The sequence below is a fragment of the Sphingobacterium hotanense genome (assembly GCF_008274825.1).
Lineage (GTDB): Bacteria > Bacteroidota > Bacteroidia > Sphingobacteriales > Sphingobacteriaceae > Sphingobacterium > Sphingobacterium hotanense.
This window is the reverse complement of sequence record NZ_CP030848.1, coordinates 1,906,049-1,921,291: the sequence shown is the minus strand read 5'-3', so window position 1 is coordinate 1,921,291 and position 15,243 is coordinate 1,906,049. Positions and strand designations below refer to the sequence as shown.

Genomic DNA, 15,243 nt, shown 5'->3' with positions numbered 1-15,243 from the left:
TTATGATTATTAAGGATAATAGCACACTAAGAAAGCTAACTACTTCCTGGTACGAATCGAATGACTTCGACCGGATTCAGCAACATATCGAACTTGAGACCGATGAACTGTCAAAGATTGTTGGAGATGACGTAATCAACCAAGCTAAGGCCATTGCGGACAACCTCTCTCCTAGCGAATCGGACATGAATTTGTTGCAAAAAGTCCAGCTTCCCATAGCACTCATGTCAGTGTATCGCTACTTCCAGTTGAACATTGTTTCGCACGATCAGTCAACTAGGAAGATAAAAGTAGATTCCGATAACGAAAAACTACCCTGGGAATGGATGTTAGATAGAGATGACAAAGCCCATCTATCCGGCGCGCAACGTGCTATTGATCAATTGATCTCTTACCTCGACAAAACGGAAAACGAACATTGGATAGACTCCCCTCAAAAAAAGGCAGCGAAGAGACTATTTGTGAATAATACTGAAGTTTTTGGAGATTATTATCCAATCGACAATTCAGCGAGATTTTATTATCTATGCATTCCTCTGCTACAAGAAGTCCAATCTCTCGAGTTACGTCCGGCATTAGGAGACGATTATCGATCACTTTTAGATGCGTTTCAGAATGATGATCTTAACGAATATCAGGGAGAACTATTAGAACTTACCCAGCGCGCACAAGTTCTGTCTACGATATCGCTTGCTGTGCGCAGGTTGAATACTCAGGTCCTTCCTGTTGGTATAGTAAAGAAGCTACAGTCTGAAAGCCAATCTCTCAACGCAAGCCGTCCTGCGACGAAAGAAGAAATATCCTATTTCGGAAAACGAATGGAAGAAGATGCCTTTAACTTTATCGATAAGATAAAAAGAAAGCGATATGAGCAGACTCCAGAATATCTGGAATACAAGCTTCTGCCACGAAATGATCCAAAAAGCAAATTTGCAAGTACATAGGAATATGAACATACTAGAATTCCCCTCAAAAAAAGAGATTATTGAGATACCTGCAGAATGGGATGAATGCAGCGTGTCTCAAGTTAGGTATATCTTAAATAAAGCGTTTTGTGTAATGAACGGTAAGTTGTCATTGCTAGATTTTAAGGTTCATGTTTTCTCTAAATTTACAGGAGTAAAATTCGGGCTTTTACACTTTGTTAGGGAGAGGTTAGGCATGAACAAGGTGATTAATGAGCGGATCTTTCAGTTTTCCGAGCTGTTCTGCAGTTGGGTGTTCGATAAGAACGTCGAAGGGAATATTGAACTCAACTATCGCACTATAAGAAACAATTTTCCAGTGCTGAACGACAAGTTCTTCGGACCCGCCGATTTGCTTACCGACATAACTTTAAATGAATTCAAAACAGCACTATCGTTCCTGAATCAATATTTTGAGAACTGCTCCGATTCGGATCAAGGTTCCCTGTACTTAGATTATTTCATTGCGACAATATACCGCCCGAAAAATTGTCATGGGAATCGAATATCATTTCATAAATATATTATAGAACCTAGCGTTTTTGAGAATGTTTACAGCTGGGAAAAGCAGATGATCGCAATATGGTTTTCATATTGTGTGAGATGCTTGCAGGAAGAGGATATCGTAATAGATGGGATAGATGTCAATCTATCTGTCTTATTCCCAAAATCAAGCTCGAATCACAACAACAGTCAGAAAGCTAGTTTGGGATGGACCGGAATAATCCTCGATATTGCAGAATCAGGGGTATTTGGAGATGCCGAAGGAACGGGAAACACATTGCTTTATGACGTTCTCCTCTATTTATTAAAAAAACATCAAGATCAACCAAAACAAAAATGATAAGAGTTAAACAATTTGATGATCTCTGTAAAACGATTGTCGACAATCTTGAAATAAACGCGTATGTGCTTTGCAGTACTGATGAGCAAGGATCTAAAAAAATAAAAGATAAGCCTGGCATCAACCTAGTAGCGGTCTATCCAAATCACTCATTCACCGGAGAAGCTGACTCTTACAGATCTCTACATGAGATGTTGTTTTATATGGTTACAAAGCAGAAAGAAGGTGCGTCAAACGAATCTGAAATAGAGCAGTATGCAACGACTCAAGATGCAGTGATCGAAATGAAAGAATTCCTTTTCGGAGAAAACGGATACGACAACAAACTATGCCACTTGTTTCCCAACATTAATATCTCATCAGTAAATATAATACCAGAGTATAATATTTTTGGAGGGTACCTTGGCTGGTCTCTAGCATTAGAAGCTTAATTATATTTGATTATGGGTTTATTAAAAAAACTAGGTAAGCAAAAGAAGCCAACTCCAACCGTGGGGTCAATTACAGAAAAATTTATTCTTATTGATGAATTGAAGAGTAAAAAGCTTTTGGAAACCACCTCCAATGGGATATTCTATATCTATCCGGAAGTTTTGAGAATCAATAAAAATCCCAATAACTTCTTTAAAAATCTGTACGTTTACGGACGTAGCACCGGTCTTCTTAGGAAAGGGGAAGTCTTACAGATTCGCAATCAGAACGACAGTGCTATGCTTGCGTCTTTAACCGCTGATGAAATAACATTATACAAATAAAAAAGCCGAGATTAGATTCTCGGCTCTTCTTTATAACTTAAATTTCTTTTCTAGTTCGATGCGTCGTTCTTCCTTTTCTATACGGTCATCAATTTCTCTTTCAACGGTCCGTCTAGATTCGGAGATGAGTTCATCCATCTCAGTTTGAAGTTCTGAAATTAATTCTACAAACGTATTGAGTTCCTTCTTTGTAACTTCTATCTCATTATCACCTACCGAACCAAATAAATAGATTGACAATCTATTATTTTCTATCACAAAATTTCGCGGCTTATTCTTTTGAATGTTCTTTTCCATAACCTCACTTCTAAACTCGTATTCGATCGGATAGGAAATTTTGGATACTTCGAACTCTCTCGCCCATCCGTCGATCCGATTTCCGAAATATTCCGAGGCTTTTTCTCTTGGAATTATTTCATCTGTAACCTTGGGGTTTACCATTATTTCAAATCTTCCTCTGAAACGATTATCAAAATCTTTGAGTGATTCGGATTTAATTGTAGAAAGATTTCCATACCTCCTAGATTTTATTTTATTTGTAACGTCTTTGATGACGTCTGAGCTAAAATCATAAAACTCATTTTGCAGAGTATTTTTAAATTCCATAAATGATTTATTTAGTTTTGCATGTAAAAAATACTGAAAATACTTTGTTTTCACAATTAGAAATAACAAAAACAACTGATTATCAGGAGTAAACGCCATAATAAATTTATAGAGCTTTGCTCCGCGGTGTTTTTACACCAGCCCGCCCTGTTTCGAAAATGCAGTTGCACTTCTTTTCGAAGCTCCAGATATATGATAGCCCATTTAAAAAACAGCCTTTAACGCATATTAAAGGCTGTTTTTATTGACCTCCTTATTCTTAGATCACTATTTAAGTAAACCCTTCCCTCCCACTACTGAAACCCCTTCGGTTTGCACCAGGTGCATGTCCTTTATTCACCTACGGTGCTCTAGTACTTTCGTCTATCAACTTACTCATCATGGATGCAATAAGAAGCACGTTCGTACGGAATATTTTAAAGGAAGAGGGAATTAGATTCATAAAGAACCAAGGAATTGCTATTTCATCAGCAACAAAAGTTCGATCAGGGAATTTGATTAAAAATAGAAAAGCAATTGTTTCTGGGACTGACGCCAATCCTCAATTACACGTTGAACTACCAGCGTACGCACGATTCCTTGATATCAGAAGAAAATTTCGACGTAGCAGACGCGGCCAAACGAAGCGAAGCTCAGCGCGTGGAATGCGAATATATAATCGTTTTGTAATGGGACATTACTATGGAATCGCTGAACGATTACAATTTGAGTTTACACAAGAAACCGTCGACTTAATTCGCGCAAATTGGAAAGGAGCGTTCGATGGCAAGTAAATTAAAAGCAGAAACACTTGCTTTAGATGTTGTTGTTAATGCTAATGAAGCTCAGAAGAATATCAATAAACTTGGGCGTGAAATAACTGATACTTCGTCGAGAGTTAAGGACTTGCAGAACCAGCAGGCCCTCCTAGCAAAGGAAGGAAAGAAAGACTCAGAGGCGTACAGAGAATTATCGAAGGAGATTAAGCTGAATCGAGACCGTGTAAAAGAACTAAAGGATGAGCAGGGCAAGCTAATCAACTCACTTTCCCTAGAACAAAAAACACTTAGCCAGCTGCAAAGGCAACTTACTGACCTACGACGCCTAAGAAACAACAGCATACCTGGATCCGAACAATACATTCAATACGCTAAGCAGATTGAAATTGTTTCAGCAAGATTAGGAGAGCTCCAAGTCGGGTCTGAACAAACTGGAAACTCAATTAACAAACTAAGTGGCAGATTCAAAGGATGGGTATCTACTGCTGCTGCCGCTGCTGTATCATTTACGGCTATAAGCCTCGGGGTTAGGAAAGCAATCACAGAATATGCAACCTTCGATGATCTTTTGGTTGATGTCATGAAAACGACGAATCTAAGCAAAGATTCTGTAAAGGAACTAAATCGAGAGCTGAGTGAAATCGAAACAAGAACATCACAAGAAGACTTATTGGGCCTTTCAAGAATCGCTGGAAAGCTAGGTTACAAAGAGATATCAGAGATCACTGAATTCGTTAAAGCTAATAACCAGATCATTGTTTCTCTGAATGAGGATCTCGGTGGAAATGTAGAAGAGACTGTTAATAAAATAGGAAAGCTCGTTGATATTTTTAAGTTAAAAGACCTTTATAGTACTGAGGAGGCATTTCTTAAAGTCGGGTCCGCCCTTAACGAGCTGGGTATGGCTTCGACTGCGAACGAAGGATACATGGTCGAATTTGCTCGGAGGATGGCTGGTGTTGCGCCATTGGCTAAAGTATCAATAGATCAGATACTCGGTTTAGGTGCGGCATTAGATCAGCTTGGGCAAACCGAAGAGGTATCTTCGACCGCGTTATCAAAACTATTCTTAAAACTGGCTTCCGAAGCAGAAACTTATAGTAAGTACGCTGGAATGAAAATTACAGATTTCAAGGCACTTCTTGAAAAGGATTTCATGGGTGCATTTACGAAAGTGCTACAGGGCGTCAAGAATAATGCAAATGGTATAAATGAGCTGGCCGCAACCCTCGGAGATCTGGGTGAAGATGGGGGCCGTGTTATTGGAGTTATAGGTTCTTTAGCAAATAACGTCGATGTACTTACATCATCAATGGATTTAGCGAATAAGTCAATGATTGACGGAACTTCTATCACGAACGAATACGAGCTTAAAAATCAGTCCGCAGCAGCTAAGCTTGAGATGGCTCAAAAACAAGTAAAAGCTCTGTGGATTGAGTTGGGAGAAAAGCTATGGCCTGTCATGACTGAAGGGCTGAATCTGTTTTCAATGTTCATTACAGGATTGAGAACAATGATGACTTTCTTAGGTGAAAATTGGAAGTTAATAACCTTTCTAACTACAGTGATCACGACATATACAATTGCGATTAACTACAACACGATAGCTCAATATGCAAGTGCAAAGGCCACAGGCGTAGCTACCACTGCCACCAGGCTTTGGAATGCTGCTATAAGAGCTAATCCAGTAGGTTTATTGGTTACTGCTATTGTCGCACTTACTACAGCACTATATTTAAAATCCAAACGGATGTCGCAAGCTGAAGTTGTGCAAAAATCATACAATGAAACCTTATTAGAAGCAAATAAAAGCGTAATCGCTGAGACTGCTTCAATCGAACAGAATATAAATGTAGCATTGGATAAAGTTAAAGCTGATGGGGCTAGACTGGCGGCAGTAAAGCGACTTAGAGAAATAATGCCAGACATATTGAAGGATTATACCGATGAGGAAATTATGGCCGGAAATGCAAAAAAAGCAATTGACGAGTACACCAAATCGTTGGTTAAACAAGCTACCGTGCGAGCAATGCGAGATCGGCTGGAGAAACTTGCTCAACAAAAGTTCGATGAGCAAGAACGCAAAAGACGCGGATTTAGCGGCGCAAGCCTAGGGGAACGTTATGAAGCGTTAAATTCTGAAACTTTCTTTTCTAACGATTGGGCGATCGCTTATAACAAGCATGTAGAAAGCAATATAAAAACTATAGAGGCGCAGGAAAAACGGTTTGCTGATGAAATTATAAAACTAGAAGAAGATATCGCAAAGAATATTCAAGTTGTCAACGGCACTGATAATAACGATGACAATAATACCGTAATCCCAACATCTGACTCCAAGGCTGATTCCAAACGCAGAAAAGCCTACCAAAAGGAGTTAGATGATGCTGAAAATCACCATCAGGATCTGCTTCAACAAAAGGGGCTTTTCCGAGAGGACCTTTCTGAGCTCGACAAATCCCAATTGGTTGAACTTGCCAAATACCAGGAAGAATATCAAGGCAAACTAGATTCGATTAACCAAAAGTATGGCGAGTCACTAAAGACCGTCACGAATACTGCAAATCAAGAACTGAAAAAACGCGTTGACGCTGAGAAGAGTTATATCGACTCGATATTAATAAAAAGACAAACAGAAGGTGAAGCTGAAAAGTCCGCTTATCAGGATAGACTTGTTAAAGCTGGGCTTTTGGGTGTTGCGCGCGAGACCATGACCAAACGTCAACTTGATGCTCTTGAAATTTTAGAGAGAGAGCATTCCGCAAATCTGGCGAAAATTGATTCCGACACAATAGCTAAAGAAATCGACGCTCGTATATCTGCAAATAGAGACATCATCACAGACTTGAGAATTCGACACAATGAAGAACTAAGTGAAATCAGAACGTTGAATGAAGCGAAACAGTACCTTTCGGCGACGCTTTCTAAAAAGGAGCTATCGCAAATCAGGACGCTTTCCCAAGCTCGTAAAGTAATACAAAATCAGCAAATGTTAGAAGAGCAGGCGATGATGGAACAACAATTAAAAGACCTGATTGAAACATTGCAAAGAGCCCAAGCTAGCGGTGAATTCGAAGGACTAGTTCTTTCTGACAAAATCCTTTCAGAAGAAGAGAAAAAAGTTTTAATCGACCGCATTCGTCAGTTAAAAGAAGAGATTGCGAAACTAAAAGGTTCAGATAAAACTGATGAACTGACAGATAAGGCTGAGCAAGATCGAGCTAAGTTCGATATTCTTGGGATGTCGATTGGAGACTGGGAGAACTTATTCAAAAATACAGGAGACCTCAGAGAACGGATTCAACAGATTATTAATCTTGTTGGTGCATTATCCCAAGTATGGTCGCAATATAACGCGATGGTCGCCGCCAAAGAAAATGCTCAATTGCAAAAAGATGAGGCCGCTAATAATAAGAAGAAGGATAACCTTAAACGGCGCCTGGATGATGGAGTCATCTCTCAAGAGAATTACAACAAACTGGTCGAGAACATGGACGCGGACATGGATAAGAAAAAGGCTAAAGTTGCACGCGATCACGCAAAACGCGAACGTAACGTATCGCTCATGTCAGCTATAGTCAACACTGCTCGCGGCATAACTGCAGCATTTCCAAACCCTTATTTAATGGCTCTCGTTGCAGCTATTGGCGCAATCCAAATCGGCACTATCGCCGCAACTCCCCTACCTGAAATTCCCGGAGCGGAAACTGGAGGCCAATTATTGGATGTTATTCGAGAACAGGACGGTAAGAAATTCCGCGCAAAGAACAAACCAGGTAAACGCGGCTTCATATCTTCTCCGACGGTTATTGTCGGGGAAAATGGTGAGGAATGGGTTGCCAACGCAAAAGCTGTTTCTAACCCATCAATCAGCCCTATATTCGACGTTCTTGACACAGCACAGAGAAACGGCCGTATCAGCACGATGACGTTGTCAGACGTCATCGCTCAGACCATGTCTCCGAGACTTCCAGCGCGACAAGCAGGTGGAAGAATAGCCGGCGGTACCACAGGAACTGTCAGTGATACTAACAATATCGAAAACTTGTTAATCAAGAATATGGAAACATTAAAGTCGCTAGATACCAAGTTATCGAATCTACACGCTAAAGTCGTTCTCTTGGGTAAAGATGGATTCATTGAAAAAATGGAAGAGTATAAACAATCTGAATCAAACGGAAATTTTTAAATATGCTTGAAATTATAATTGCTGGTGTTAATGTTGATTTAGATAAGGACATCCAGCTAGCTTTTACTATTGAAAATCCATTAATGCTGGAAGATCGAATTCCTGCCCCTTATTCCTTGAATTTCGAGATACCTCCTACTCCTAAAAACCTACAAGCATTTGGATTTCCAAACCGTCTAGGTAGTTATGGAATAAACGAAGATGAAAGCAAAAATAATAAGCCTGCAAGCATCCGATTTCAGAGTATGGAAATCTTGAAGGGGCACGTTATTTTTCTACAGTACTTCAAAAACATAAAGCTTCAGTTCATCGGGATCGACTACAATGAACATCTGAAGGGGCCAATGTATTCTTTAGAGCTCGGACGCCAATACTTTGAAGGAAGCTACCATACTGTAGACTACGAAGACTCTAATAACTTCGCCGCAGCATACTTAGCATGGGCTGCATGGATCTCGGATGGTATCCGGGGCGATGTTATTGCTGCTCCAATCTCTATAGTTAACACGAACATACCTTTTACCCGATATGTAGAAAGCCAAAAAGACTATGGCGGATTTCAAAGTTCCACAGGTTGGTTTCTCGATAAAGCGCCCTATGCAGTACAGGATAACGAGTATATCAACTTATATAACCCATATAGGCAGACCTTTATTTTGAAGCCTGAAGATGATTTAGGAAGAAACCGGATTGTGGATCGCAGTCATGCTTCTATATTCCCGCAATTCCGAGTTGGATTTTTATTCAATGTGATTTTTGGAGGTTTGCTCAGTGAGAATCCCTTTACAGAAAACGAACTGTATCATTTAGTCATGCCGACATTCTACTTTCCGACTTGGCGAAAACGGGGCTTGCGCGATATACCCTGGGACACTCCCTCTGGAGTGAACTTTAATAACGATTACCCGCCGATGGTGTCCAATCCTCGGCCGAGTCCGGACGCCCCGTATCCCAGCACGCCATATATTGAACTTAAAGATTTCATGCCAGACGTCGATTCCAATACTTTCGTCAAATCCTTATTGAACTTGTTTTGTATGACCATGGCAGTGAAATCCGGGAAATTGATTATCCGATCAAACGATTCTATATTAGCCGGAAACGTCTCTAAGGATTGGACTTCAAAGATAGCTTCCGAGCTGGATTTCAAAGTGCAGCGAAAAAAACAATATGTGTACGGATTTGAAAATCGGAAGAAAGAGGATATTAGCAGCAATTCAATAATTGAAGTTCCATCGCTCGCCGTTGTAATGGATCATCCTTATACGCTGGATGCAACCGGATATTATCAAGAAGAATTTCGCTTTGAAGATCGAACTATCGTTAAATCTGTTCAGCAGACGGAAATAAAGCATGTTAACGGGCCTGTCTCAGAAACACAGTTCTCTTATGGGTATGTAGATGACGGCTTCAACTTTGCAGTTGAAAAGGAAAATAACGACATCTTTGACATGACTTCCTCTGTTGTGCCTCTTCCGGTATATCCTGCAACTTTCTTTCGAAATATAGATTCAGATAGCGAAATGAAACAATGGCAGGTCCCCGGAATAAAAGATCTCGACAGAGAAAAGCGACCAACAGATATTTACCTGCTATACCACAACGGTGATCGACTAGTGGGAGGAAATAATTCGTTAAAATATCCCTATTTAAGTGCAAATTATGAAGCAAGTACCTTTTCGCCTCGAACGCTGACCTGGGACGGACAATACGGGCTATACAACGTATATCATAAGAAGTTCTCCAAATGGATCGAAAAGAATAAAATTGCGGTAAATACAACTATTTTACTCAACACTATTGACCTGAAAAATCTAGATATCCTGGAGAAGGTACATATTGAAGGCCGTAACTTCTTTATTCAAAAACTGCAATTCACCATCAGCTTAAATGCGATTTCTCCGTGCCTAGTGGATCTTGTCGAGGCGTAGTCTGTCCTTTACTTATTTTCATATAAACGCCAATTTTACTTCCATGTTATTGAAACTGTTCCAGCCGATTTTCGATGCCCTTAATAAAAATGTCAAGATGACATTGCTTGCAATTCTGCTGGCGGCTTTAATAACATGGGGATCAACTGGCGAAATCCGATTGAATCGTGCAGCAGCGAGTTGCTCAAAGGAAATAGTAAGGAAAGACTCATTAATATCCCTTAAGGATCGCCAGCTTGACGATGTTCGAAACAGGCTTTTCGACTATGTGATGAGGGATAAGGAAACGCAAGCGAATGATTCCTTGATAAGAAAATCAACTACAAAAGAAATAAACAAAGTGATGCCATGAAAAAGACCACATTTATACTAATCCTAGCGTTGATCTTTGTCAGCATAGGGTTTATTCATTATTTCCGACAGTTCAATAAAGAAAGGGCTGAATACAAAACCCTTCAGGAGCAATACGATATCGCCCTGAAAGCGAATAAAAGCGCCCCCTTGGTTCCTATCGATTCCACCAGAGATTCTTCCAGTATTACCTACGTGTATAATACCATAAGAACGACAGGTCCGGTTGATGGTTATGTCAGCAAAGGACTGGCTGACACATTAGCAACTGCGCTAAAGGTAGCCGCGAAAGAAATCGATCGACTAACATCTATGCAGGTCAGCGTGAGTGCCAAGGGAAAAGGAGAACGAATTCCGGATACCGTAAAAAAAACAGAGTGGCTTGTGATGTCAAAAGATCCCGTATTTGATGTAAAAGTGGACCTGAAGACGGACTCCATATTCCCATCAGCCAAGATCAAGCTCTCCCAGGCATATGCGCCATATCGGAAAAGCTTGTTCCATAGATATCAATATAGGTCTGCAATAATGGCCCATGACCCACGTATTTCCATCACCGAAGTCTATGATGTAAATAAAATCCCCAAATCGCCCAGATGGGGACTAGGGATAACGCTCGGTCCAGTAGTCACTCCAAAAGGAATCAGCTGGGGTGCGAGCCTTGGTTTGTCGTACGATGTAATACAATTTTAGGATGATCAGCCTTTTAAGTAAACCACAAGCGATCAACTATTCAGAAAGTTTGCCGGATATCATTTTGACTTCCGATAAACCTTCTGTTTCTTGTTCGATAAAACTATCTGGGGCTACGATAGTAGATGAGCGGTTTGATATGGGGCCACATGGCATTCCCGTTAAAATAAGACTTAGAAAGCTCTTAGATCATCTATTACTTAACGAACAACCGCAATATCACTTGAGCATTTCAACACACCCAGAAGCTGTTAAAACCTTCCAAGTTATCTTGAACGATTCCGATGACGATCCGGTTGATTTTGAGTTCCAGATGATCAACGGTTTTAATAGATTTCAGCCTTATGACCTCCCTTTCTTTTTCAGAAACAACTGGCTGAACATAACACCAAACGCAATTGAAGCGTATTTCCACCAACCTTTGTTTCTATCTGCGTTTCCAGATCGAGGGCTCGAAGTTAAAGTGAAAGCTACAATGCAGAATGGCACTATTAAGACTGAGACGCTGGGCTCATTCGTTCCTGGAATCATTCAATCAACAAATGTGAATCCTGGGAGACTCCAGCAGATTCTCGGCGACCACTTTAAGTTCGCTGAAATTTTTGCGGTAGATTCAACGAACACCACCGTTTTACCGAAGAAGAAGATATACTACAGAGGTATTTACCCATTTAAAGCAGATGTATTCTTTTATTTAAACCGGTTGGGAGGATGGGATTCATTAGTGCTCAATGGCGAATGTATCCGCAAGAACAGCAGTACTCCTTCAAATGCAATTATCGATGAAGTCGAATTCCAATATGATTCAGTTCGCAAATTGGAGTTCGAGAAAACGACAGGTTTTATTGCCTCCAACGAAGAACAAAATCAGTTTGTTGAATTTATCTACAGCAAATCGAAATTTCACCTCTACGAAGGAAGTCTTATACCAATAATTACGTCGGAAACTCAGGTCGCGCACACTCATGGAGCAGTCAATAGCTACTCTTTTACATTTTGGCCCTCAAATACAAGGGAATACTATCCAAAACTTGGTACTCTCAAATCAAACTTATCAATAACCTAAACAGCATATTTAATCATGGATTCACAATTAAATAAACTCTCTCCTCTAATAGATTTTGACAACGCTCTGATACCGGGGCAGATGCCAAATGAGAATGCTTTTCGCTCAGCTCCGTTCAAAGATCTGGTTGGCTGGTTACAGGGCCAACTGGATATCAGAGGGGCGGAACTGTTAGATCCCGTGGCGCCCGGAACTCAAGCGTCACCCGCGCTCATTCCGCTAGGCCCAGAGGATAGTAAGGGAAAATTTGAGCCTCAACCTGGCTTTTATCAAGGTTTTCCAGAGGTTACTGCCAATAAACGTTGGTATTTCTATTGGAACGGCTCATCTTGGTCTTTAAAAGACATGGGGGCTTTGCCTAAGGGAGCGGATGGAAAGACAATTGAGCAATTCAATGCGACAAAGCCACAGGGGTACGTGGCCGGGGATCAGTTATTCTTCAATAACGAAGCTATTTATCAAGTCAAAGTAGGACAAACCGCTACCACAGGACAAAGCCCAGCGACGCATCCTGAAAAATTTGATGTTGTCTTTGAAGGTGGTAAAACTTCATTCGCGCCGAAGCCAACTGTAGTTATGACTGATCCAACGAACTTGGCAATCAGCAATACAGGCTTAATAATCACAACGAACGCTACGAAAAAGGGATGGCAGAATGTAGAGATTAAAGAGGGGGATAAAGTTACTTACTTTTATAAGTTAGATACTTTTGGAGCTGACGGAGTTTGGATTAAGAAAAAAGGGCAATCTACATTTTCAAGATTGGCAGACGTAAGTCCTGTTGTAAGGGGAACGAATTACGGAAGCTTTATTGCTGATAGTGATATGCTACTTAATATAGCGTCAAACCTAACATTGCCCGAGTTAACTGTCGAAAAGGGGAATGCTGTAAACGAAAGGTCGGAGAAAACAACAGAATTATTATCTGACAAATTCACAATAACAGAAATACCTTTAGACTTTTCTGCTGTAGGAAATGTATCTGATGCAGGTGTCGGCGCATCCACCGGATGGCGTAATGCTTCTGTTTTCGGAAAAAAAGGTGATATTTATGCAGTTGAGACCACTGGGAACACCGACGATCTTAGAGCGATTTTAGTTAAAACTTTAGGAGTAAATTCTAGAGAGAACGTTATACAGATGTACTTCAAGAATCCTCTGCAACCTGACCAATTGATATCGGATGCCCCTAGAGCTGGTAAACCCTTTGTATTAGAGTCAGACGGCTACCTTATATTAGCCACCCCTACAAATGCGACTTTCACAACAAGAACCAGGTTATACAAGATTACAGGATTAGCGAAGGACCTACGTCCTTTCATTGAGCAAATAGAGAGTACAGAAATCTTACCATTAGTTAAGGCTGAGAAACCAACTGTAAAAGCAAATGTGTCTACAGTAGATGGGAAAATCACTTTTTTGAACCGAGGGGCTTTAGAGCAGATATCATCCATTGCATACACTGCTTTCACGGCTGTGAAAAAAGGAGAAATGGTAAACGCTTCTATAGTTACAGCTACTCAATACAGACCGACAATTTATTTTAGAAGAAAAGGGGATTTAGATTACTCTCAGATACCTGCTGACAAAATAGAGCTCTCGGTATTTACAGAGACGGTTGGTGGAGTAAGTTACACTCTTAACAGGTACATCTTCAAAGATGTTTTAATACTTTGGGATGGCGCTATTATCATCGGAACTAAAACGGGGCACGAGAACACGACGGGAGGTATTGTTTCCGTTCAGAACTTTACGAACGGCTCTTTTTCTTTTAGTATCAAAAGGCGAAAAGACAATTTAGAAAAACCTACAAATACAACAAGTGTTGTATTAGCGAATAAACCAAATTTTTTGCGACTTGACCTTTACGGAGCAATAAATACCGATCCTAACGGATCAGAAATTGAAAACTTTGCTAAACTATCCTATCCTGATGGTCGTTTCATTTCTTCGGGATATATGGCAACCGCCGTGCAAGGTAGAGGCTCTGCAATGTTTGCTAAAAAGGGCTATACGTTAGAGATTAAAAATTTGCTAGGTAAAGAAATCAAATACAAGTTTGGTTATTTCCCAGAAACCGACAGTTTCCATCTAAAAGCCTTTTGGTCTGATAACACTATGGCTAAAGATGTAGGTAACGCTCGACTTTGGTTTGAAATGGCTAAAACTCGTAGTTGGCCACACAACAAAATAAATAATAAAACTAGTGTAATGGACACTACTATGAGTGATGCAGAAGCTTACGACGCTGATGCTTTGTATCATACAGATGGGATACCTATTGAAGTTTACTTTGATGATGTTTTTCATGGTCTTTATATGAATAGGCTTAAAAAGCATCGTTCTAATTATGGTATGGATAGCGCAAACAACAATCATATATTTTTGGACGCATCCAGCTCTAATTTAACAGCGTATTTTCATGAGCCTTTTGATAGCGTAGACTGGGAAGTCCGAAATCCTAAGATCAGCGGATATGAGGGAGAGAATATGCCTGTGCCTGCTGGTCCGGTCCTTGATAGTATAAATAGATTCTTTAACTGGGGAACAGGGGTGTTCAACGGCTCGATTAATCTCAGAACTACCTATCAGGATTATATTGTTCTCGAGAGCTGGCTAGATTATGCCATTTGGGGCGAACTAATATACCATGTAGACAGTTACGGCAATAATCTTAACGCGGTCACCTGGGACGCGACCCGATGGAGCCTAACCCCTTACGACACGGACGCCTCGATGGGCGCGCGCAATACTGGACAAACAATTGATTTATCAAACAACGATTTAATAATGTCGAAAGGGCTTTTAAATAGAATACTAGTGGAGTTTCTTCCTGAGTTGAAAGCTAGGTACACTTACTTAAGAAAATCGGGCGTTATTTCCGATAAGACTTTCGATGACGTGTATGTACGTGGATTAATGGCTCATATACCTAGATCTATTTATGCTCAAAACTACGCGAAGTGGGGCGGGTATAGCGGTCTGAAATTAACCGCTAGACACATTCAAAACTACTTACATCATAGAATGACTAATGTCTTGGATTCAATTTGGCTATTGTCATAACGCCCCTATCTCGGTAGGG

General features: G+C 40.4%; 12 protein-coding genes. 11 read left to right on the top strand and 1 reads right to left on the bottom strand.

Going from position 1 to position 15,243, the window contains the following annotated elements:
- The first annotated feature begins 2 nt into the window (after window positions 1-2).
- From DSM08_RS07850 to DSM08_RS07835, 4 genes are all read left to right on the top strand, one after another.
- Window positions 3-944, top strand: a complete 942-nt coding sequence (locus tag DSM08_RS07850) for a DUF6712 family protein (protein WP_149525643.1) — start codon at window positions 3-5, stop codon at window positions 942-944.
- 217 nt (window positions 945-1,161) lie between these two features.
- Window positions 1,162-1,809, top strand: a complete 648-nt coding sequence (locus tag DSM08_RS07845) for a hypothetical protein (RefSeq protein ID WP_149525642.1) — start codon at window positions 1,162-1,164, stop codon at window positions 1,807-1,809.
- The gene (locus DSM08_RS07840; RefSeq protein WP_149525641.1) at window positions 1,806-2,240 is read left to right on the top strand and encodes a hypothetical protein; all 435 of its coding nucleotides are present in this window, start codon (window positions 1,806-1,808) and stop codon (window positions 2,238-2,240) included. The genes DSM08_RS07845 and DSM08_RS07840 overlap by 4 nt, the downstream gene beginning before the upstream one ends.
- A 12-nt stretch (window positions 2,241-2,252) precedes the next feature.
- Window positions 2,253-2,564, top strand: a complete 312-nt coding sequence (locus tag DSM08_RS07835; RefSeq protein ID WP_149525640.1) for a hypothetical protein — start codon at window positions 2,253-2,255, stop codon at window positions 2,562-2,564.
- A gap of 30 nt (window positions 2,565-2,594) precedes the next feature.
- Here the strand turns inward: DSM08_RS07835 and DSM08_RS07830 are convergent, their stop codons facing one another.
- Entirely contained in the window at window positions 2,595-3,170 is a 576-nt protein-coding gene (locus tag DSM08_RS07830; protein WP_149525639.1) for a hypothetical protein, read from the bottom strand.
- A gap of 380 nt (window positions 3,171-3,550) precedes the next feature.
- Between DSM08_RS07830 and DSM08_RS07825 the strand changes: the two genes are divergently transcribed.
- The 7 genes from DSM08_RS07825 to DSM08_RS07795 are packed head-to-tail and all read left to right on the top strand — an operon-like array spanning window position 3,551 to window position 15,224.
- Window positions 3,551-3,943, top strand: a complete 393-nt coding sequence (locus DSM08_RS07825) for a hypothetical protein (RefSeq protein ID WP_149525638.1) — start codon at window positions 3,551-3,553, stop codon at window positions 3,941-3,943.
- Entirely contained in the window at window positions 3,933-8,117 is a 4,185-nt protein-coding gene (locus DSM08_RS07820) for a phage tail tape measure protein (protein ID WP_149525637.1), read from the top strand. The genes DSM08_RS07825 and DSM08_RS07820 overlap by 11 nt, the downstream gene beginning before the upstream one ends.
- A 2-nt stretch (window positions 8,118-8,119) precedes the next feature.
- A complete protein-coding gene (locus DSM08_RS07815) occupies window positions 8,120-10,048 on the top strand; it encodes a hypothetical protein (protein ID WP_149525636.1) in 1,929 nt (642 codons plus the stop codon).
- 43 nt (window positions 10,049-10,091) lie between these two features.
- Window positions 10,092-10,400, top strand: a complete 309-nt coding sequence (locus DSM08_RS07810) for a hypothetical protein (protein WP_149525635.1) — start codon at window positions 10,092-10,094, stop codon at window positions 10,398-10,400.
- The gene (locus tag DSM08_RS07805) at window positions 10,397-11,092 is read left to right on the top strand and encodes a hypothetical protein (RefSeq protein WP_149525634.1); all 696 of its coding nucleotides are present in this window, start codon (window positions 10,397-10,399) and stop codon (window positions 11,090-11,092) included. The genes DSM08_RS07810 and DSM08_RS07805 overlap by 4 nt, the downstream gene beginning before the upstream one ends.
- A gap of 1 nt (window position 11,093) precedes the next feature.
- On the top strand, window positions 11,094-12,158 hold the full coding sequence (locus tag DSM08_RS07800) for a hypothetical protein (RefSeq protein ID WP_149525633.1): 1,065 nt from the start codon (window positions 11,094-11,096) through the stop codon (window positions 12,156-12,158).
- 15 nt (window positions 12,159-12,173) lie between these two features.
- The gene (locus tag DSM08_RS07795) at window positions 12,174-15,224 is read left to right on the top strand and encodes a CotH kinase family protein (protein ID WP_149525632.1); all 3,051 of its coding nucleotides are present in this window, start codon (window positions 12,174-12,176) and stop codon (window positions 15,222-15,224) included.
- The last annotated feature ends 19 nt before the right edge of the window (window positions 15,225-15,243 follow it).